We start from the raw sequence: 20,055 nt of genomic DNA on the forward strand, positions 1-20,055 counted from the left end.
AGCCGGGCCCGCCCTCTGTGCGACCGGTCACGCCGGTCGCGTCCGCCGGGACGTACGCGCGGTCGCGCACGCCCCGGCGGACACCGACGCCGGTCAGCCCTCGTCGGTGGCAGCCGAGACGGAGGGCGCGGAGGACGCGGACTGCTCCGCCGCCACGGTCTTCTTCGACGCGGTCTTCTTGGCGGCGGTCTTGGTGGTCTTCGCCGCCTTCTTCGCCGTCGCCTTCTTGGCCACGGTCTTCTTCGCCGCGGTCTTCTTGGTGGCGGCCTTCTTGGCCGTGGCCTTCTTGGCCGTCTTGCGGGCCGTCTTCTTGGCCGGGGCCGACTCGGCGCCCTCCTCCACGGCGACGCCCTCCGCGGCGGCCGCCTCGGGGGCGGGCTCGGACGCGGCCGACGGTACGACCACGACTGCCGTCTCCTCGGACGCGGTGGGCGCGGTGGGCTTGCGCACGGCACGGCGCCGCGGACGGGCCGGGGCGACGCTCTCGGCGGGTGCCTCGGCGGCCGGCTCGAGCTGTTCGGCCGGCTCGGGCGCCTCCGGAGCCGCGGGCGCGGTCTCGGAGACCGTCACCACGGTCGCCTCCGCCCCCGCCGGGGAACCGGCCGGCGCGGACACCTTGCGCGTCGCCCGGCGGCGGCCACGGCCCTTGGGCGCGGCCTCCTCGGCAGCCGGGGCCGGGGCCTCGACCACCGGGTCCTCGACGGCCACCGGCTCGGCGTGCGCCTCGGCGGCCGGCTCCGGCTGCACCGGGCGTGCGGCCTCCTCCTCGACGGTCACGTCCTGAGCGGTCGGCGCCTCGGCCCGGCCCCTGCCCTGCTCGGCCTGCGGCTCCGCCGTCTCACCGCGGGGCGAGCCCGCCGGAGCGGACGCCCGCCGGCTCGCCCGGCGCCGCGTCCGGCCACGCGTGGCCGCGGCCTCCGCCTCGGCGGCACTGTTGAACAGCTCCTCGTCCGGCTCGAAGGCCGGCTCGGGCAGCGCGACCGGTTCGGCGACCTCGGCGACGACCTCCGCCTCGGTCTCCGCCTCCTGCTCGGCGGTCGCGGCGGCGGCCTCGTGGACGTGCGGCTCCTCGGCGGCACCGGCCCGCGCGCGCTTCTTGCGCTTGCCGCCGCCTCCGGGCGAGGTCGGCTGCTCCATGTGCACGATGACACCGCGCCCGTTGCAGTGGACGCAGGACTCGGAGAAGGACTCCAGCAGTCCCTGCCCGACCCGCTTGCGGGTCATCTGCACGAGGCCCAGCGAGGTCACCTCGGCGACCTGGTGCTTCGTACGGTCCCGGCCCAGGCACTCCAGCAGGCGCCGCAGCACCAGGTCCCGGTTCTGCTCCAGCACCATGTCGATGAAGTCGATCACGATGATGCCGCCGAGGTCGCGCAGCCGCAGCTGACGCACGATCTCCTCGGCCGCCTCCAGGTTGTTCCTGGTGACGGTCTCCTCGAGGTTGCCGCCCTGGCCGGTGAACTTGCCGGTGTTGACGTCGACGACGACCATCGCCTCGGTCCGGTCGATCACCAGCGAACCGCCGCTGGGCAGCCAGACCTTGCGGTCGAGGGCCTTGGCGAGCTGCTCGTCGATCCGGTAGGTGGCGAAGACGTCGACCTCGGAGGTCCACTTCTGCAGCCGCTCGGCGAGGTCGGGCGCGACGTGCGAGACGTACCCGTGGATGGTCGACCAGGCCTCGTCGCCGCTGACGACGACCTTGGAGAAGTCCTCGTTGAAGATGTCGCGCACGACCCGGACGGTCATGTCCGGCTCGCCGTACAGCAGCGTCGGCGCGTTGCCGCCGTTCTTGGCCTTCTTCTGGATGTCCTCCCACTGCCCCTGCAGCCGCTCGACGTCCCGGCGCAGCTCGTCCTCGCTCGCGCCCTCGGCGGCGGTGCGCACGATGACGCCCGCGTCCTCGGGGACGATCTTCTTGAGGATCGTCTTCAGCCGGGCCCGCTCGGTGTCGGGCAGCTTGCGGCTGATGCCGGTCATGGAGCCCTCGGGCACGTACACGAGGTACCGGCCCGGCAGGGAGACCTGGCTGGTCAGACGGGCGCCCTTGTGGCCGATGGGGTCCTTCGTCACCTGGACGAGCACGGACTGGCCGGACTTCAGGGCGGACTCGATGCGGCGCGGCCCGTTGGCCATGCCCAGCGCCTCGAAGTTGACCTCACCGGCATACAGGACGGCGTTGCGGCCCTTGCCGATGTCGATGAAGGCGGCCTCCATCGACGGCAGCACGTTCTGCACCTTGCCGAGGTAGACATTGCCGACGTACGAGGTCGACTGCTCCTTGTTGACGTAGTGCTCGACGAGCACGTTGTCCTCGAGGACGCCGATCTGTGTGCGGTCGCCGTGCTGGCGGACGACCATCACGCGCTCGACGGCCTCGCGGCGGGCCAGGAACTCGGCCTCGGTGATGATCGGGACGCGGCGGCGGCCCTGCTCGCGGCCTTCGCGGCGGCGCTGCTTCTTGGCCTCCAGACGGGTGGAGCCCTTGATGGACTGCACCTCGTCGGAGGGCTCGGCAGCCCTTTCCCGCGCGGGACGGGGCTCGCGGACCTTGACGACGGTGCGCTCGGGGTCGTCGGAGGACTCGGGTTCGGCGCCGGAGTCACCGGCGCGGCGACGGCGGCGACGGCGACGACGGCTGCTGCTGGAGCCGCCCCCGGCCGACTCGTCCCGGTCGGTGTCGTCGGAGTCGTCCTGGTCCTCGTCGGTCTGCGAGGCGCTGTCCTCGCTCTCCTGCGCGGCGGACTGCGCGGCGGACTGGTCGGACTCGGCGTCTGCGGTGTCCTCGGCGTCGGAGTCGGCGGACTCGCCACGCCGGCGGCGGCGACCGCCCCGGCGGCGGCGCCGGCGTGAGCCGCTGCCCTCGGACTCGTCCTGGTCGTCGCCGTCGGCCTGGTCGTCGGCGGACTCGTCGTCCTCATCCGTCTCGTCCTCTGCGGACTCGGCGGACTCGGCGCTCGCGGCTGCGGGGGTCCGGGCGGCGGGGGCCTCGGCCGCCTGAGCCTCGGGCTCCTCGCCGGAGCCACGGCGCCGGCGTCGGCGGCGCGACCCGGCGGGCTGCTCCTCGCGGACGTCCTCCGCCTGCGCGACCTCGTCGGGTTCCTCGGGCCCGGCCTCCTCGGCGGCGGCCGCGGCGGCGGCCCGCTCCGGGGTCTGGAACTGGGGCTCGGTGAAGACGGGCGCCTGGAAGAGCGCGACAGCGGGCCGCGCCGGACGCGCCGGGGCCTCGCCGTCGCCGTCCGTGGCGTCCGCGTCCGCGGCGGGCTTCGAGGACTTCGAGCTCCTCGACGGCTTCGAAGGCTGCGCGGGCTCGGCGAAACCGCCGGCGGCCCGGCGGGCGACCCGCCGGCGGCGACGCGGCCCGGCGTCCTCGGCCGGCTCGGCCTGGGCGGCCGGGGCGGTCTCGTCGGCCGGGGCCTCAACGGCGGCGGGCTCGGCGGCGGCGCTCTCCGCGGCAGGGTTCTCGGTCACTGGTGCCTCCGCCTCCTCGGCGTTCCCTTCGGCGGTCGCGGGCGCCGCGGCGGGCGCGGACACCCGTCGCGAGGCACGCCGGCGGGTCCGGCGCGGGGCGGCGTCCTCGGCGGCGTCAGCAGCCTCGGCGCCTGCGCCGGCGGGCTCGGAGCCGCTCGGCGCGGTCTCCACGGCCACGGTCTCGGTAACGGCCTCCGCCGGAGCCGCGGCGGGCGCGGTCACAGTGCGCGTCGCCCGGCGCCGGGTACGCCGGGGGGCGGCGTCCTCGGACACCTCGGCGGCTGCGGGGGCGTCGGCGGGCGCGGGGGCCTCGGCCGGCTCCGGCGCCTCGGGGGCGTCCGGAACACCGGCGGTCACGGGCATCACGGTCTCGGCGGCCTGAGCAGCCGCGGGGGCCCCGGCGGGCGCGGAGGCGCGACGCACCACGCGCCGCCGCTTGGGAGCGGCGGGCGCGACTTCTTCGGCACCGGCAGCGGCCTCGGGGCTCTCCTCCACCTCCGCGGCGGCTTCCTCGACCTCATCGGTCTCCACGCCGTCGGCCGCGAGTGCGTCGGCCTCGGCGGCCGGTACGGCCGGCGCGACGGTCTCCGCCGGCGCGTCGGAGGAGGCACCGACGGGGGGGCCCGCCGGGCGGGACGCGGCACGGCGCCGCCTGCGGGGCGGCAGGGTGTCGCTGGGGGTGTTGTTCTGTTCGGAGCCCGTGGCGGACTCTGTGGGTTCGGTCGGTTCGAGCATGCGGGCTTTTCTCCCGTCAGGCTCCCGGGCGCCGCGCCTGGTCCGGCTGTGCCGGTGACGTCCGCGGCTCGCGCTGTGCGCGTCGCCGCCGTCCGGGGCGCGGGCGCCGCACGGGAGCTTTCCGTGTCCTGTCTCGCCGGTTCCGTACGCCGAATGCGTACGGCCTGGCGAAAGTCTTCTGGTCGGTGCGCTGCCCGACCCAGGTGGCTCCCGAGTCCGAGGGCGGCGCTACGACGTCCGTCCCTACGCGGAACCTTCCTTACGCCGACGCCGTCGCGGCGGCAGTCGGTTCGGCCGTTGAGTGGGCCTCGGCTGCCTCGCGGTCGGGCGCGAGCGGGTCGGTCACCGTGCCGGTCTCTTCATCGAACAGCCCCTGCGCCAGCCTGGTCACCGCTGCGGGGACCGGCGGCGCCAGGTCGGCCACGGCGCGGAGACCGGACAGGACGTCGTCGGGTCGTACGGCAGGCGTCACGTGCCGAACAACCAGCCGCAGTATCGCACAGGGCTGGTCGGTCGGCCTATCAGCCTGCGAACTCTGCGTTTCCGAGAGATCGCGGATCTCCAGGCTCGCGACGGCGGAGCGGGCGTCGAAGGTGCGGACGCCGTTCTTGGCGAGGCGCTGGACCTCGACGGTCTCGGCCGCGTTGAAGGCGCCCGCCGCGCGGCGGGCCTCCGCCGGCGACACGCCGTCCAGCCGGAGCTCCCAGACGGAAGCCGTCAGCCGGTCGGCGAGTCCCGAGGTGCGGGCCTCGACCGCCTCGACGATGTCGAGCCCGGTGGGCATCGAGGCGTCGAGAAGAACTCTGAGCTGCTCCGGGTCGCGCGGCGCGGTGAGCGCGATCTCCAGGTACTCCGCCTCACTGCCCGTGCCGGTGGGTGCGGCATTGGCGTACGACACCTTCGGGTGCGGTGTGAACCCCGCCGAGTAGGCCATCGGCACCTCGGCACGGCGCAACGCACGCTCGAAGGCGCGCTGGAAGTCACGGTGGCTGGTGAACCGGAGGCGGCCGCGCTTGGTGTAGCGCAGTCGGATGCGCTGCACCGCGGGTGCGGGCGGCGGGCCTTCGGGCTGTCGCTTGCCCAGTGTCGTTCAGTCCTTCGTGAGAGCGGTCGTACTTCTACCAAGACTACGTGCCCCGCGGCCCGAAGGTTCCCCGCGGTCGACCGGCCGGGGCTGCCGCGGGGCGCCGAAGAGCATCCGCCGGGCGTCGACGCGGGCCTGCCGTACGGTCTCCCGGGCGGCGGCCAGCGCCTGCCGCGTGGCCCGTCCCACGCTGCGGGCGGCCTCCGCGGCGGGCCGCAGGACGGTGCCGCGCACGACGTGCCCGAGGGGCGTGAGCACGCTGCGGTACACCCATCGCCCCGGCTCGACGAAGATCCACCGGAAGAGCGTCGCGAGGAACCGTCCGACGGCGAGCGAGAGGTGGCCGGCGACGCGCCAGGCGTGGCCGAGGGCGTCCCGGACCTCCCGTCCGACGACGGCGAGGACGCGTCCGGCCGGGGTGAGGATCCAGCGCCAGAGGGCGAGCGCGGGCAGGACGAGCATCCCGTTCTCCCGCGGATCCTCCGCGCGACCCCGGGCTCGTACGAGTCAGGCGCCCATGACGTGTGCCTGCAGCAACCGGGGGGACTCCTGGAAGCCGCACCGGGCGTAGGCGGGGATCGCCCGGGAGGTCGAGTGCACGGTCACCCGCTCCAGGCCGAGCTCCCGGGCCCCGTCGAGAACCGCCCGGATGAGCCGCCCGCCCAGGCCGCCGTCCCGTGCCTCGGGGACGACGTACACGCACTGCACGTCGCCGGAGGCCCGCCGAGGTGCCCGTGGGGTGGGCACCCGCTGCACCACCACCAGCCAGGCCATGCCGATGACCACGTCGTCACGCACCAGCACCATGCAGCGGTGCGACGCGGCGTTGTCCCACGCCCAGTCGGCGAAGTGCCGTACGAAGTCCTCGCGTTCACCGGCTGCCTCGTCGCCGTTCTCCACGAGCCAGTCCCACCGGAGTGCGGCCACGGCGGTCAGTTCGCCGGGCCGGGCCGGGCGGATGTCGATGTTCCCCATCAGGGCATTGCGGGGTCCCCGGGCGCGTCCGTCTCCCAGCGCAGGAGATCTCCCGGCTGGCATTCCAGCACCTCACACAGGGCGGCCAGGGTCGAGAAGCGGACCGCCTTGGCGCGGCCGTTCTTGAGGACGGCCAGGTTGGCGGGGGTGATGCCGACGCGTTCTGCGAGTTCGCCCACGGACATCTTGCGCTTGGCCAGCATCACGTCGATGTCGACGGCGATCGGCATCAGATGACCTCTTCCAGCTCGGCCCGCATCCTGGTCGCCTCGATGTCGCGCGCGACGGCCTGCGCGAGCAGCATCCGCAGCACGAGCACGACCAGCGCGACGCTCAGCACGGCCACGACGACCCCGCACAGCAGCAGGACCACCCCGGGAGCGACGGCCTCGCCCGGCGCGAGCACGACCGCGAGCGCGAAGACCAGCAGCGCGGCCGCGACGAACGCGCCGATCACGACGTGCACGTACCGGAAGGCGGCCGTGGAGAACACCGTCCCGCGACGCACCATCGTCACCAGCCGCCACACGCAGACCAGGACGACCTGGGCCGTCACGACACCCAGAACCGAGATCACGAGGATCGGGGTGCGCAGGTAGGCGTATTCGGGCCTGAGCCCGTTCATGTCGATGGCCAGCAGCGGGACCATCACCCCCTGCACGAACAACGACCCGGCGAGCAGCACCACGAGCACCCCACGCAACGCCGCCACGGCCAGCTTCCCCATCGCCACTCCTTCGATCGACCCACGATGGAAATCCATCGAAATTCGATAGCGACGGCAAGTGGCCGTTCCCGCCGAAGCGTGCGACACATGGAACTGTGGGCAAGAGGCACCCAAGGCCAGTACGCGGACCGAGGAGGACGACAGTGGACTGGCGCGTGTTCGCACGGGAGATGGCCTCCATGGCGCGTGACCTGCTCGCCCAGGAATCGGTCGGCGCCACCCTGAAACGCATCACCGGCTCGGCCACGGAACGGGTGGAGGGATGCGACGCGGCCGGCATCCTCCTCCTGCACGGCAGAAGCGTGGAGACGCTCGCGCCCACCCACGACCTGGTCGTGGAGAGCGACCGGCTCCAGGAGCGCCTCGCGGAGGGTCCCTGCTTCGACGCGGCCCGCAGCGGTACCGGGGAGCGTGTGTTCCGCATCGCCGACCTCACCGCCGAGCAGCACCGCTGGCCCGCCTACGCCGTACAGGCGCGTGAGCTGGGAGTGGGCAGCATGATGGGGTTCCTGCTCTACACCGAGGACGAGGACTTCGGCGCGCTCGACCTCTACTCCCGGCGGCCGGGATCCTTCTCGGAGGAGAGCGAGACCGCGGGCTGGCTGCTGGCCTCGCACGCCGCCGTGGCCTTCGCCAGCGCCCGCAGTCACGCCCAGATGGAACAGGCGATGGCCACCCGCCATGTCATCGGCGAGGCGATGGGCATCCTCATGGGCAGCCACCGCCTCACCGAGGAGCAGGCCTTCGACGTGCTGCGCCGCTACTCGCAGGAGAACAACGTCAAGCTCCGCGAGGTCGCCCGCCGGGTGTGCGAGCAGGGCGGCCTGGGCTGACGGCTCCCCCAGCACACAGTCTGAACTGGGGGAACCTGGCCGGGACGGCCCCCCGGGGGAGCGTCACCGACCCGGCCTGATGCAGCGGGTCCCCCTCAGGACCGGCCTCTCACCTCCCCGTCCTCCTCGCGTAGGGCGCGACGGTGATCCGGTCGATCAGCGGCGCGTACCGGGAGCGGAGCAGCACGCCGGGGAAGGTGTCCGAGGCGTAGGTGGTGCCGTCGAAGTTCGGCAGTTCCTCGGAGCGGAAGGCGATGGTGTTCTCCCCCTTCTTCAGCCGCACCGGGACGGTCAGCTCCCAGAAGTTGTTCCGGTGGAAGCTGTGCGGGAAGCCGACGCGCCGGGCCGCTCCGCCGTTGACGCTGATGTCGGCGTGGCGGGCGAGCGGGTCCGGGTTGTAGTGGGTGGCCTCGGACTGCTCCGGGTTGGAGTAGCGGACGCGCAGCGCGTACGGGCCGGCCCGGTCGGCGGTGACGGTGAACGTCGCCGTGTTGCCGTTGCCGGGGTCCCCGCCGATTCCCGTGATCGCCGTGCCGCCGGTGGCCAGCGAGAGCGGGGCGAGCGTGGCCGAGCCCGAGAGCCGGGCGTCGCCCGCCTCGTACGTCCGCGCCGGCAGCGCGCCCTCGGTCGGTGTGACCGTGAGGCGGTCGAGGAGGGTCGTGGACGCGCCCGCGGTCACCGTCACCTTGTTGACGCCGCCGGACAGGGACACCGCCACGCTGCCGCCGCCCTTGGCCAGGCGCAGGACGTCGTGTCCGTTGACGGCGAGCCGGGCGCCCGCGCCGCCGAGCGTGTCGGCCCGGAGCGTGGCCTCGCGGTCGGCCGGTGAGTAGACCCAGAACGTGGCGCTCTGGCCCTCGGCGAGCCGGGCCGCGCCCGAGCCGGTGGCCGCCGGCTTCGGCAGGTCGTAGACCGGGCGGGCCCCGCCGGCCGGCCAGGCCAGCTCGCCCTCGTACACCCGGGTGCGCGCCGAGGCCCCGGGGAGGGAGAGCGTGAGACGGTCGACGATGGCGTCGCCCTGGGTGGCACGCTTGCCGTCGAGGCTCTCGGCGGCGAGGGTCAGGGTGTGCCTGCCCTTGGTGAGTTTCACCTCGGTGTCGGTGTGGTCCCACACCACCCACTTGTAGCCGAGCGGCAGATGCAGCTCCTGCTCAGTGTCGGCCTTGCCGTCCACGCGCAGGAAGACGTTGGTGGGGCCCTGCTCCTTCACCTTGTCGAAGGTGTTGAGGGAGTTGGCGAAGACGCTCAGGTCGTACGTGCCGTCCTCGGGCACGTCGACGGTGAAGTCGAGTGTGACGTCCGAGCCGGTGCGCAGACCGCCCACGTTGTAGCCGCCGGAGGTGTAGAACTTCGACACGTCCCGGGGCGAGCCCTCCGGGCCGTTCTTCGACCAGCCGGAGCCGGTGTGCGCGGCGTCCTCCGCCTCGTAGGACCCCTGCCAGCGCACCGGCGGGGCCTGCGTGGCCTTGGCCTCACCTGCGGGACTGAGGACGATCTCGTACGCCGAGGACTCCTTCAGCTCCGGCAGCGCGCCCTCGCCGAAGCCGACGACGACCGTGCCGTCGGCGCCGACCTCCAGGTTCTGCTCGGCGAGCAGCTTCGGGCCGGAGTTGTCGCCGACCTGACCGCTCCAGTCGATCTCCCTCACCCAGGCGTGCACGCGGTCCCCGAACAGCTTCTCCGGGACGTCCTCGAAGGTGATGTGACCCTCGCCGGTGGAGCCGCCGAAGATCAGCCGGGACTGCTTCTTCTTCTCGTCGAGTGTGGCGACGCCCTGCATGCTGTAGTTCTCGCCCGGGAACGGCGGGGTCACCTTCACCGTGTGCCCGCTCATCGAGGCGTACGCGTTCAGCAGCCACCACTGGCCGTTGCCGCGCCCCGACTGCACCGCGGAGTCGGAGAGGTTGCCGTCGATGTTCCAGTACGCGATGTCGGCGTCGACCTTCGACTCCTCGATCGCGGACACCCACTGGATCATCTGGCCGGGGACCGAGGTGTGGTAGTTGAAGGCGTACTCGTTGATGTTGACGGGGAGCTGGGTGCCCTCGCGGTCGGTGCCCTTGAACAGCTCCTTCTCCCACGCCCGGTACTTGGCGACGCTCTGGCGCACCGCCTCCGGGTGGCTCAGCTCGTGCCAGGTGATGACCTCCGGGAGGGTGCCGGCGGCCAGGGTGTGCGTGAGGAAGCCCTTCACCTGGTTGTACAGCACGCTGGTGTTGGGGCCCGCGATCCGGGCGTCCGGCATCCTGCTCTTGATGAGCTTGTAGGACGCGTCCCAGGCGGCGAAGAAGTCGTCCGGGTCGTTGAGCCAGCTGACCTTGTTGTAACTCCACTCACCGGTGCCGAACATGTTGCCCTCGGGCTCGTTGTACGGCACGAAGACGACGTTGTCCTGGTACCGCTCCGGCAGCTTCAGGACCTGGTCGACCTGCTCGGCGATCTTCTCCTGGTAGAGCTTGAGCTTCTCCTCGGGCGTGTCGCCCGGCCACTGGTACGGGAAGCCGCGGTGGATGTCGGTCATGTAGATGTACACGTCACCGTCGGTGGAGTCCGCGAGCGGTTTCACCACCTCCAGCGCGTCGGCACCGGGATGCTGCGGGCCGTCCTGGGCCTTGGTGGAGACCGTGCGCAGGCCCATGCCCTCCATGAGGTTGTTGGTCGGGACGTCCGGCCCGTACACGCCGTAGAGGGTGCCGGAGGCGCCGCCGTGGAACGCGCCGGTGTCCGAGCCGAGGTCGACGGTGAGCTGTCCCTCGCGCACCACGGTGACGGTGGCCTTCACCGCACGCCCCGCCGCGGTGCCGGCGACCGTGAAGGTGCCCGGCTTCGCGTACGTCTCGGGCGGTACGGCGTCCCAGGTGACGGGCGTGTCGCGGTCGTAGCCGTCGGAGAAGGAGGCGCGGACGGCACCGGGCAGGGACGGGGCGGTCCCGGTGGTCGTACGGACCTCGAAGGACGTCCGCGAGAGCTCCTGGAGGGTCGGCACGGCGTCGACCGTACCGGCCACCTGCTCGGCGCTCAGTGCCGCGTGCCACACGGTGAAGTCGTCGACCGCGCCCTTCAGCAGCGGGTCCGGGTAGAGGGACTTGCCGATGTAGCCGGCGGCGGTGGCCGAACCGTCCAGCAGATCCCCGGCCTTGATGCCGGTCTTGGACGAGGAGACCGCCACACCGTCGAGGTAGGCGGTGAGCCGGCCGGCGGTGGTGTCGAGGGTGACGGTGACCGTCCGCCACTCGTCCGCGGGCAGGCTCGCGTAGCCGCGGACCTGGGTCTCCGCGCCGCCCCCGCCGGTGGTCACGGAGGTCTGGAACAGCCCGTTGCTGTTGTGCGGGGTGGCGAAGAGGTACTTGGTGGTGTTGGTGCCCAGGTCGAAGAGCCGCTGCCAGGGCGCCTTGTCGCCGCTCCACTTCACGCGGGCGGAGACGGTCAGGTCCGTCGTGCCGTCGAGCACCTGGCGGGGCAGGCGGACGTACGCGCCATCGGAGGCGGGGGCACCACCGGGCAGGGCCAGGGCCTTGCCCCCGGCCGCGCCGGTGACCGACTGGGCGGTGGAGCCGTTCACCAGGGTCGCCGTCAGGCCGTTGCCGGAACTGTCGGCGATCTTCCCGGCGGCCAGGTCGTCCTGGTCGAAGGTGTAGCGGGCGGCGGGCTGCGGCGCCTCGGCGGCGTGCGCGGGGGCGGCCGGTGCGGCCAGCAGGCCCGCGCCGAGGGTCAGCGCCAGGGCGGCCGGGGCCCGGCGCCGCGGGGATCTGTCAGCGGATGGCATGAATGGCGTCCTCTGTTGTCGGGGCGTCGTCGGGATCTTCTTCGGGTCGTCGTCGGGGCGTTGTCGGGCTCTTCGTCGGGTCGGCGTCAGGGCGTCGTGGAGTCGTCGTCGTGGAGTCGTCGGCGGATCGCTGTCGGGGCGTGTCGGGGTGTTGTCGGGGGCGTCGCGTCAGTGGTCCGTGTCGTCGAACCGGTTCGATTGCGGAGCGCGCGGCCGCCAAGGAGACGTGTCGGGACACCGGGCGCGGCGGCTCCGCGCATGGAAGCGTGAGGGGTCTGCCCCACCGCTCCCGGCAGGGATCGATGTGTCGAACCGGTTCGGGAAGCTAGCACCGGGCCTTGCGGCCAGCAATCCCTTCGACACGAGGAACTTGCCGACGGACCCACCCGACCAGGGAAGTGCGCCCGAAGTGTTGACAGACGTCCGGGCAGTTCCTACGTTCTGCCATGCGAACCGGTTCGACGAGCTAGGAGTTGCCGTGAACATCGGTGAGATCGCCCGGCGAGCCGGTGTCTCGCGCAGCACCGTGTCCTACGCGCTGAGCGGCAAACGCCCGGTGTCGGAGGAGACCCGCCGGAAGATCCAGCAGGTCGTCGACGAACTGGGCTACCGGCCCAGCGCCAGCGCCCGCGCCCTGGCCAACGGCCGGACCCGCACCCTCGGCCTGGTCTTCCCACCCGCCGGGAACCACTACACGGGCATGCAGCTGGACTTCATCGGCAGCGTGGTGGAGGCCGCCGCGGTCTACGACTACGACGTGCTCCTCTCCCCCAGCGGCGTGGACAGCGACCGCTCCTTCCAGCGGTTGCTGGGGGAACGGCGGGTCGACGGCGCGATCCTGATGGAGATCCGGCTGGAGGACGACCGGGTCGACCACCTGTCCGACCTGGACTTCCCGTCCGTCGCCATCGGCCGCACCGCCCACCCGGAGGGCGGCTGGTGGGTCGGCCTGGACCACACCGCGCTGGTGGAGGCGTGCGTCCATCACCTGGCGGATCTCGGCCACCGCCGAGTCGCCTTCGTCAACCGTCCCGAGCAGTTGCTCCGGGCCGGGTACGAGTCCGCGCACCGCGGCCTGGACGGCTTCACCAAGGCCGCGGCCGAACGCGGGCTCACCGTCCGGACGTACTGCTGCGGGGACGATGCCGCGTCGGGCCAGGCGTGTGTCGAGCGGATCCTGCACGAGGATCCCGCGACCACCGGCCTGGTCACGCTCAACGAGGCCGCGCTGGGCGGCCTGTACCGGGGGCTCGCCCAGGCGGGCCGCCATGTGCCGCGTGACGTCTCCGTCACCGGGGTGGTGGCGAGCCGGTGGGCGGAGACGGTGACCCCCCAGCTCACCGCGGCGGACGTGCCGGCGGAGGAGATGGGCCACCGCGCCGTCGAGCTCCTGGTGGAGCGGCTGGACCAGCCCGACGCCCCTGCCCGGCACCACCTCCTGACGCCCCCGATCTCGCTGCGGGCCAGCACCGGCCCCGCCTCCGGCGCCCCGTAGTCCTGTCCTCGACCCCGCCCTTCCCCTCTCATCTTCCAAAGCAGCTTCAGCAAGCACCTCCTGCGACACCTTCTTCGAGCACGCCCCCCACCGCCCCCGTTCGGCGTGCCCGCCTCCCCCCATCGCCCCTGCCCCGGCACCCGTGTGCCAAGAACGAAGGAACCCGCGATGCACCACAGCTCCTCAAGGCGCCGCCTCGCCGCAGTGACGCTCTCGACCGTCCTCGCCGCCGCCGGCACCGCCTGCTCCTCCGGCTCGGGCTCCGCCGACGCGAAGGCCGCGAACAGCGGCACGTACACGATCTGGGACCCGTACCCCCAGTTCGCCAAGGGCTCGGCGTGGGCGAAGCTGCTGGACGCCTGCGGCACCGAGGCCGGTGTGAAGGTCGAGCGGACCGGCTTCGACACCAGCGACCTGGCCAACAAGACCCTGCTCGCCGCCCAGCAGGGCAACTCCCCGGACGTCCTCATCGTCGACAACCCGGTCGTCTCGACCCTGGCCGAGGCGGGCGTACTCACCACGACCGACGAGAACAAGCTCGACACCTCGGCCGTCGACCCCAACCTCCTCGCGGCCGGCCAGTCGGACGGCAAGACGTACGGCACCCCCATCGGCGCCAACACCCTCGCGCTCTACTACAACAAGAAGGTCCTGAAGGAGGCGGGCGTCGACATCGCCGCGATCGAGGACTGGAAGTCCCTGACCGCGGCGCTGGCGAAGGTCGAGAAGGCGGGCAAGAAGGGCATCACCTTCTCCGCGATCGGCACCGAGGAGGGCAGCTTCCAGTTCCTGCCGTGGTTCTGGGGCTCGGGCGCCGAGCTGACCGACCTGGACTCCCCCGCGGCCATCTCCGCACTGTCCCTGTGGAAGGGCTGGCTGGACAAGGGCTACGCCCCCAACTCCGTACTCAACAACACCCAGACCACCAGCTGGCAGGAGTTCGCGACCGGCGACTACGCCTTCGCGGAGAACGGCACCTGGCAGCTCGCCGCCGCCGAGAAGGCCGGCTTCGACTACGGCGTCCTGCCCATCCCCGCCTCCGGAGGAGGCAACGCCGCGGCCCCCACGGGCGGCGAGTTCGTCACCGTCCCCGTCCAGGACGACACCGCCCGCTACACCACCACCCGCAAGCTCACGACCTGCCTGACCAGCACGAAGAACCTGTACGACACCGACACCACCCTCTCCTACGTGGCACCCACCCGCGAGGTGCAGGACAAGCAGGTGGCGTCCAACGCCGGCCTCAAGCCGTGGGTCGACGCGGTCAAGGCGGCCAAGGGGCGCACCAGTGACGACCTGGGCACCAGGTACCCGAAGATCTCCGAGCAGATGTGGAAGGCCGTCCAGTCCGCTCTCAGCGGCTCGAAGTCCCCGAAGGACGCGCTCACTGCCGCTCAGGCGGCGGTCAAGTGACATGGCCCCGATGAAACAGACGCGGGGGCGATGGGCCGCCTGGGCCTTCCTCGCCCCCGTGACCCTCTACCTCGCCCTCTTCTACGCCTACCCGCTCTACCGCAACATCGACCTCAGCCTGCGCGACTACACCGTCCGTTCCTTCGTCCAGGGCGACGCGCCCTTCACCGGCCTGCAGAACTACCAGAAGGTCTTCGACGACCCGGTCTTCGCCCCGGCCCTGCTCCACACCGTGGTCTTCACGACCGTGTGCCTGGCCTTCCAGTACGCCATCGGCCTCGCCCTCGCGGTCTTCTTCAACCAGCGCTTCCGGCTGTCGGCGACCCTGCGGGCCCTGTTCCTCGTCCCCTGGCTGCTGCCGCTGATCGTGTCCGCCTCCACCTGGTCGTGGATGCTCAACAGCGACTCGGGCATCGTGAACGCGGCACTGCACGCCCTCGGCCTCGACCCCGTCAACTGGCTGACCTCCCCGTCCTGGTCGCTCACCTCGGTGATCATCGCGAACATCTGGATCGGCGTCCCCTTCAACCTCGTCGTGCTCTACAGCGGCCTGCAGTCCATCCCGTCCGGCCTGTACGAGGCCGCCGCCCTCGACGGGGCGGGGCCCTGGCGCCGCTTCTGGAGCATCACCTTCCCGCTGCTGCGTCCGGTGTCCGCGATCACCCTGCTCCTCGGGCTGGTCTACACACTCAAGGTCTTCGACATCATCTGGATCATGACCAAGGGCGGCCCGGCCGACGCGTCCACGACCTTCGCCACCTGGTCCTACCAGCTCGGCTTCGGCAACCTGCTGCCCGCCTTCGGCCCCGGAGCGGCCGTCGGCAACCTGCTCGTCGTCGCCGCCCTGGCCTTCGGCCTGGTCTACGTGAAGGTCCAGCGGAAGCAGGCACTGTCATGAAAAGACGCACCTGGGGCACGACGGCCCTCGGAGTCCTGCTGACCGCGGTCATGCTCTTCCCGGTCTACTGGATGCTCAACGTCTCCCTCACCCGCGACCAGGACATGCGCAAGAGCCCGCCCGGCCTCTTCCCGGTCCACGGCACCCTGGCCGGCTACCGCACCGTCCTGGACGAGCAGTTGCCCTACCTCGGCACCAGCCTCGTCATCGGCCTGGGCACCGTCGCCCTGACCGTGGCCCTGTCCGCCCCCGCCGGCTACGCCCTGGCCAAGCTGCGCCCACGCGGCGGCGGCGTGCTGAGCTTCCTCCTCCTGACCGCGCAGATGATCCCCGCGATCATCATGGCGATGGGCTTCTACGCCATCTACCTTCAGCTCGGCCTGCTCCGCTCCATACCCGGCCTGATCATCGCCGACTCCACCCTCGCCGTACCCTTCGCGGTGCTCATCTTCACCGCGTTCATGTCCGGCATCCCCGGCGAACTGCTCCAGGCGGCGACCGTGGACGGCGCCGGCAGCTGGCGCACCTTCCGCTCGATCGTGCTGCCCATGAGCCGCAACGCCGTCGTCACCGTGTCCCTGTTCGCCTTCCTGTGGTCCTGGTCCGACTTCGTCTTCGCCAGCACCCTGGTCAACGGCGGCGCGCACGAGCCGATCACCCTCGGCATCTACCACTACATCGGCAACAACAACCAGGAGTGGAACGCCATCATGGCGACCGCCGTCGTGGCCTCGCTGCCCGCCGCGGTCATCCTCGTCCTGGCCCAGCGCTATGTCGCCGCCGGCGTGACAGCCGGCGCGGTCAAGGACTGACCCTCCCCCTGCTCGAGAAACGAGTGACACCGACATGACCGCCGACCGTCCCGGCCCGGCCTTCTCCGTCCAGGACATCCCCTTCAGCACGTACGGATCCTGGTTCGGCTTCTCCCCCGTGGTGGCGGAGAAGACGTACGCCGACGACCTCCACCTGGTCTCGCACCAGAACGGCATGCACGCCGTCCTGCGCCTGACCCCGCTCGACACCGCGACCGGCGAGCGCGCCGAGACCCGCGTGGAGGCGACACCGGCCCTGCTGACCTGGACCGGCGAGAGGGGCCGCATCGAGCTGACCTACGCCTCACCGGACACCGTGCGCCTGCGCGGCCGGGCACTCCCCCTGCGCCTCTGTGCGGCGGCCCGCACCCTGACCCCGTTCAGCGGCACGTACTACTTCCGGGACGCGACCGCCGGCGCCCACGTCTTCACCTCGTACGAGACCGGCCGCCGCTACCGCGTCACCGTGCTGTCCGGCACGGTCACCCACACGCACGGCGACCAGGCCCTGGGCAGCGCCGACCGCGGCCTCACGATCACCGCCGAACCGGACACCACCTGGGAGATCGCGGTCGAGGAACTCGACACCGCCCGCCCCCCGTACACCTCGGCAACACCCTTCCCCGACCTGGTCGAGACGGCCCGCGGCGCCTTCACGGACTTCGTCGACGCGGTGGCCCCCTGGCGCTCCCCCGCCACCCCGGCCGCCGAACTCGCCGCCTACGTCCTGTGGTCCGCGACCGTACGCCCCGCCGGGATGCTCGCCCGCCCCGCCGTCCTGATGTCCAAGCACTGGATGGACAAGGTGTGGAGCTGGGACCACTGCTTCAACGCCCTCGCCCTGGCCCCCGGCCGCCCCGAACTGGCCTGGGACCAGTACCAACTGCCCTTCGACCACCAGGACGAGACCGGGGCCCTGCCCGACTCGGTCACCCACTCCGAGGTCCTGCGCAACTTCGTCAAACCGCCCATCCACGGCTGGACCCTCGCCCGCCTCCGCCACCGCCTGCCCAGCCCCCTCGACCGGACCCAACTGACCGAGACCTACGACAGACTGCGACGCTGGACGGACTTCTGGCTCACCGCCCGCCGCGCCCCGGACGCCGCCCTCCCCCACTACCAGCACGGCAACGACAGCGGCTGGGACAACGCCACGACCTTCGACCCCGAGCGCGTCGTCGTCACCGCGGACCTGTCCGCCTTCCTCACCCTCCAGCTGCACGAACTGGCCACACTGGCAGAGGACGTGAACAGACCGGACGAGGCCGCCCGGTGGAGACGAACCGCCGCGGCGACACAGGCGGCCCTGCTCGACGACCTCTGGACCGGCGACCGCTTCGTCGCCCGGGGCGTCCACAGCGGCGGCACCTGGACCTGCTCCAGCCTCCTCGACCTGATGCCCATCGCCCTCGGCGAGCACCTCCCGCCCGAGATCAGCAACGCCCTGGCCGCCCGCATCGAGGCCCACCTGACACCCCACGGCCTCGCCACCGAACTGCCGGCCTCCCCGCACTACCTCGCCGACGGCTACTGGCGCGGCCCCATCTGGGCCCCCGCCACGGTCCTCATCGAAGACGGCCTGCGCCGCGCCGGCCACCACCGCCTGGCAGCCGACATCAGCACCCGCTTCCGCACCCTGTGCGAGACCCACGGCTTCGCGGAGAACTTCGACGCCCTCACGGGCACGGGCCTACGCGACCGCGCCTACACCTGGACGGCGAGCAGCTACCTCCTCCTGGCGGAGGCCTCCCAGACAGCACGGAGCCCCCTCCGCGGCGAAGGGGGCTCCCGAAGTGCTCACCTCAGTGCGCATGACCGCCCGACGCGGGAGCCGGCACCGCGTTCTTGACCGTCAGCGGCAGCAGCTTCTTGCCCGTGGGGCCAATCTGGATGGCCGTGTCCATCTGCGGACACACCCCACAATCGAAGCAAGGCGTCCACCGGCAGTCCTCGACCTCCGTCTCGTCGAGGGCGTCCTGCCAGTCCTCCCAGAGCCAGTCCTTGTCGAGGCCCGAGTCGAGGTGGTCCCAGGGGAGGACCTCCTCGTAGGTGCGCTCGCGGGTGGTGTACCAGTCGACGTCCACGCCGAACGGCTCCAGGGCCTTGTCGGCGCACGCCATCCAGCGGTCGTACGAGAAGTGCTCGCGCCAGCCGTCGAAGCGGCCGCCGTCGTCGTAGACCGCGCGGATGACCGCGCCGATGCGGCGGTCGCCCCGGGAGAGCAGGCCCTCGACGATGCCGGGCTTGCCGTCGTGGTAGCGGAAGCCGATGGAGCGGCCGTACTTCTTGTCGCCGCGGATCTTGTCGCGGAGCTTGGTCAGGCGGGCGTCCGTCTCCTCGGCGGAGAGCTGCGGGGCCCACTGGAAGGGCGTGTGCGGCTTGGGGACGAAGCCGCCGATGGAGACCGTGCAGCGGATGTCGTTGGACCTGGACACCTCACGGCCCTTGGCGATGACCTTCGTCGCCATGTCGGCGATCTGCAGGACGTCGTCGTCGGTCTCCGTGGGCAGGCCGCACATGAAGTACAGCTTCACCTGGCGCCAGCCGTTGCCGTAGGCCGTCGCGACCGTGCGGATCAGGTCCTCTTCCGAGACCATCTTGTTGATGACCTTGCGGATGCGCTCCGAGCCACCCTCGGGGGCGAAGGTCAGGCCGGAGCGGCGGCCGTTCCTGGTCAGCTCGTTGGCCAGGTCGATGTTGAAGGCGTCCACGCGGGTGGAGGGGAGCGAGAGGCCGATCTTGTCGTCCTCGTAACGGTCCGCGAGGCCCTTGGCGATGTCGCCGATCTCGCTGTGGTCCGCCGAGGAGAGCGACAGCAGCCCGACCTCCTCGAAGCCCGTCGCCTTCAGACCCTGCTCGACCATGTCGCCGATGCCCGTGATGGAGCGCTCGCGGACCGGCCGGGTGATCATGCCGGCCTGGCAGAAGCGGCAGCCGCGGGTGCAGCCGCGGAAGATCTCCACCGACATGCGCTCGTGGACCGTCTCGGCGAGCGGGACGAGCGGCTGCTTGGGGTAGGGCCACTCGTCGAGGTCCATGACGGTGTGCTTGGACACGCGCCACGGGACGCCCGACCTGTTCGGTACGACGCGGGCGATACGGCCGTCGGGGAGGTACTCCACGTCGTAGAACGCCGGGATGTACACGCCGCCCGTCTTCGCCAGGCGGAACAGGACCTCCTCGCGGCCGCCCGGCCGGCCCTCCGCCTTCCACTCGCGGATGATCCGCGTCATGTCGAGGACGGCCTGCTCGCCGTCGCCGATGACGGCGGCGTCGATGAAGTCGGCGATCGGCTCGGGGTTGAACGCGGCGTGGCCGCCGGCCAGGACGATCGGGTCGTCGACGGTCCGGTCCCGGGACTCCAGCGGGATGCCGGCCAGGTCCAGGGCCGCCAGCATGTTCGTGTAGCCCAGCTCCGTGGAGAAGGACAGGCCGAACACGTCGAAGGCCTTCACCGGCCGGTGGCTGTCCACCGTGAACTGCGGGACGTTGTGCTCCCGCATCAGCTCCTCCAGGTCCGGCCACACGCTGTAGGTGCGCTCGGCGAGGACGCCCTGCTGCTCGTTGAGCACCTCGTAGAGGATCATGACGCCCTGGTTGGGCAGGCCGACCTCGTAGGCGTCCGGGTACATGAGCGCCCAGCGGACGTCACAGGAATTCCAGTCCTTGACCGTGGAGTTGAGTTCTCCGCCGACGTACTGGATCGGCTTCTGCACGTGCGGGAGCAGAGCTTCGAGCTGCGGGAAGACCGACGCAGCGACTTCGGCAGGCATGTCGCGCACCTTCGTGAGCTGGACTGAACTGACAGGGGTGACCATCCAGACTAACGCGACCGGGGCGCACCTCCGT

At 71.8% G+C, this 20,055-nt stretch carries 13 protein-coding genes and 1 pseudogene; 6 read left to right on the plus strand and 8 right to left on the minus strand.

Annotated features, from left to right (window positions below):
• Positions 1-93 precede the first annotated feature (93 nt).
• The 6 genes and pseudogenes from ACZ5TL_RS08625 to ACZ5TL_RS08650 all read right to left on the minus strand — a co-directional run bounded on the left by ACZ5TL_RS08625 (position 94) and on the right by ACZ5TL_RS08650 (position 6,989).
• Entirely contained in the window at positions 94-4,203 is a 4,110-nt protein-coding gene (locus ACZ5TL_RS08625) for an Rne/Rng family ribonuclease (protein WP_468588651.1), read from the minus strand.
• 259 nt (positions 4,204-4,462) lie between these two features.
• Complete coding sequence (locus ACZ5TL_RS08630) at positions 4,463-5,245, minus strand: TIGR03936 family radical SAM-associated protein (RefSeq protein ID WP_468588652.1); 783 nt, start codon at positions 5,243-5,245, stop codon at positions 4,463-4,465.
• Between the two features lie 48 nt (positions 5,246-5,293).
• Positions 5,294-5,749, minus strand: a pseudogene (locus ACZ5TL_RS08635) (hypothetical protein); the annotation flags it as partial.
• A gap of 45 nt (positions 5,750-5,794) precedes the next feature.
• Positions 5,795-6,262: a GNAT family N-acetyltransferase gene (locus tag ACZ5TL_RS08640; RefSeq protein ID WP_468588653.1), complete on the minus strand. Its 468-nt coding sequence runs from the start codon at positions 6,260-6,262 to the stop codon at positions 5,795-5,797.
• A complete protein-coding gene (locus ACZ5TL_RS08645; RefSeq protein ID WP_468588654.1) occupies positions 6,262-6,492 on the minus strand; it encodes a helix-turn-helix domain-containing protein in 231 nt (76 codons plus the stop codon). Before ACZ5TL_RS08645 ends, ACZ5TL_RS08640 begins: the two co-directional genes overlap by 1 nt.
• Positions 6,492-6,989 (minus strand): DUF2975 domain-containing protein, encoded by a 498-nt coding sequence (locus ACZ5TL_RS08650; RefSeq protein ID WP_468588655.1) that lies wholly within the window; start codon positions 6,987-6,989, stop codon positions 6,492-6,494. The genes ACZ5TL_RS08645 and ACZ5TL_RS08650 overlap by 1 nt, the downstream gene beginning before the upstream one ends.
• A gap of 170 nt (positions 6,990-7,159) precedes the next feature.
• Here ACZ5TL_RS08650 and ACZ5TL_RS08655 point away from each other — a divergent pair, with 170 nt between their 5' ends.
• Positions 7,160-7,822 carry a GAF and ANTAR domain-containing protein gene (locus ACZ5TL_RS08655; RefSeq protein WP_468588994.1) on the plus strand — a complete coding sequence of 221 codons (663 nt, stop codon included), beginning with the start codon at positions 7,160-7,162 and terminating at the stop codon, positions 7,820-7,822.
• 109 nt (positions 7,823-7,931) lie between these two features.
• On the opposite strand, the gene ACZ5TL_RS08660 is transcribed toward ACZ5TL_RS08655, so the two are convergent.
• Positions 7,932-11,588: a LamG-like jellyroll fold domain-containing protein gene (locus ACZ5TL_RS08660; protein WP_468588656.1), complete on the minus strand. Its 3,657-nt coding sequence runs from the start codon at positions 11,586-11,588 to the stop codon at positions 7,932-7,934.
• 478 nt (positions 11,589-12,066) lie between these two features.
• Between ACZ5TL_RS08660 and ACZ5TL_RS08665 the strand changes: the two genes are divergently transcribed.
• From ACZ5TL_RS08665 to ACZ5TL_RS08685, 5 genes are all read left to right on the plus strand, one after another.
• Entirely contained in the window at positions 12,067-13,083 is a 1,017-nt protein-coding gene (locus ACZ5TL_RS08665; RefSeq protein WP_468588657.1) for a LacI family DNA-binding transcriptional regulator, read from the plus strand.
• A gap of 168 nt (positions 13,084-13,251) precedes the next feature.
• The gene (locus ACZ5TL_RS08670; RefSeq protein WP_468588658.1) at positions 13,252-14,496 is read left to right on the plus strand and encodes a sugar ABC transporter substrate-binding protein; all 1,245 of its coding nucleotides are present in this window, start codon (positions 13,252-13,254) and stop codon (positions 14,494-14,496) included.
• A 10-nt stretch (positions 14,497-14,506) separates the two neighbouring features.
• Positions 14,507-15,394: a carbohydrate ABC transporter permease gene (locus tag ACZ5TL_RS08675; RefSeq protein ID WP_468588659.1), complete on the plus strand. Its 888-nt coding sequence runs from the start codon at positions 14,507-14,509 to the stop codon at positions 15,392-15,394.
• The gene (locus tag ACZ5TL_RS08680) at positions 15,391-16,206 is read left to right on the plus strand and encodes a carbohydrate ABC transporter permease (RefSeq protein ID WP_468588660.1); all 816 of its coding nucleotides are present in this window, start codon (positions 15,391-15,393) and stop codon (positions 16,204-16,206) included. The genes ACZ5TL_RS08675 and ACZ5TL_RS08680 overlap by 4 nt, the downstream gene beginning before the upstream one ends.
• 34 nt (positions 16,207-16,240) lie before the next feature.
• The gene (locus ACZ5TL_RS08685) at positions 16,241-18,055 is read left to right on the plus strand and encodes an amylo-alpha-1,6-glucosidase (RefSeq protein WP_468588661.1); all 1,815 of its coding nucleotides are present in this window, start codon (positions 16,241-16,243) and stop codon (positions 18,053-18,055) included.
• Here the strand turns inward: ACZ5TL_RS08685 and ACZ5TL_RS08690 are convergent.
• Complete coding sequence (locus ACZ5TL_RS08690) at positions 18,009-19,979, minus strand: TIGR03960 family B12-binding radical SAM protein (protein WP_468588662.1); 1,971 nt, start codon at positions 19,977-19,979, stop codon at positions 18,009-18,011. The genes ACZ5TL_RS08685 and ACZ5TL_RS08690 overlap by 47 nt on opposite strands.
• Between the last annotated feature and the right edge of the window lie 76 nt (positions 19,980-20,055).

It is taken from the genome of Streptomyces sp. NPDC033136, from assembly GCF_055578235.1.

Coding starts and splice junctions, on each gene's coding strand:
- ACZ5TL_RS08675 (WP_468588659.1), top strand. CDS start 14,507: ATGAAACAGACGCGGGGGCGATGGGCCGCCTGGGCCTTCCTCGCCCCC.
- ACZ5TL_RS08685 (WP_468588661.1), top strand. CDS start 16,241: ATGACCGCCGACCGTCCCGGCCCGGCCTTCTCCGTCCAGGACATCCCC.
- ACZ5TL_RS08660 (WP_468588656.1), bottom strand. CDS start 11,588: ATGCCATCCGCTGACAGATCCCCGCGGCGCCGGGCCCCGGCCGCCCTG.
- ACZ5TL_RS08645 (WP_468588654.1), bottom strand. CDS start 6,492: ATGCCGATCGCCGTCGACATCGACGTGATGCTGGCCAAGCGCAAGATG.
- ACZ5TL_RS08680 (WP_468588660.1), top strand. CDS start 15,391: ATGAAAAGACGCACCTGGGGCACGACGGCCCTCGGAGTCCTGCTGACC.
- ACZ5TL_RS08655 (WP_468588994.1), top strand. CDS start 7,160: ATGGCCTCCATGGCGCGTGACCTGCTCGCCCAGGAATCGGTCGGCGCC.
- ACZ5TL_RS08650 (WP_468588655.1), bottom strand. CDS start 6,989: ATGGGGAAGCTGGCCGTGGCGGCGTTGCGTGGGGTGCTCGTGGTGCTG.
- ACZ5TL_RS08640 (WP_468588653.1), bottom strand. CDS start 6,262: ATGGGGAACATCGACATCCGCCCGGCCCGGCCCGGCGAACTGACCGCC.
- ACZ5TL_RS08625 (WP_468588651.1), bottom strand. CDS start 4,203: ATGCTCGAACCGACCGAACCCACAGAGTCCGCCACGGGCTCCGAACAG.
- ACZ5TL_RS08670 (WP_468588658.1), top strand. CDS start 13,252: ATGCACCACAGCTCCTCAAGGCGCCGCCTCGCCGCAGTGACGCTCTCG.
- ACZ5TL_RS08690 (WP_468588662.1), bottom strand. CDS start 19,979: ATGCCTGCCGAAGTCGCTGCGTCGGTCTTCCCGCAGCTCGAAGCTCTG.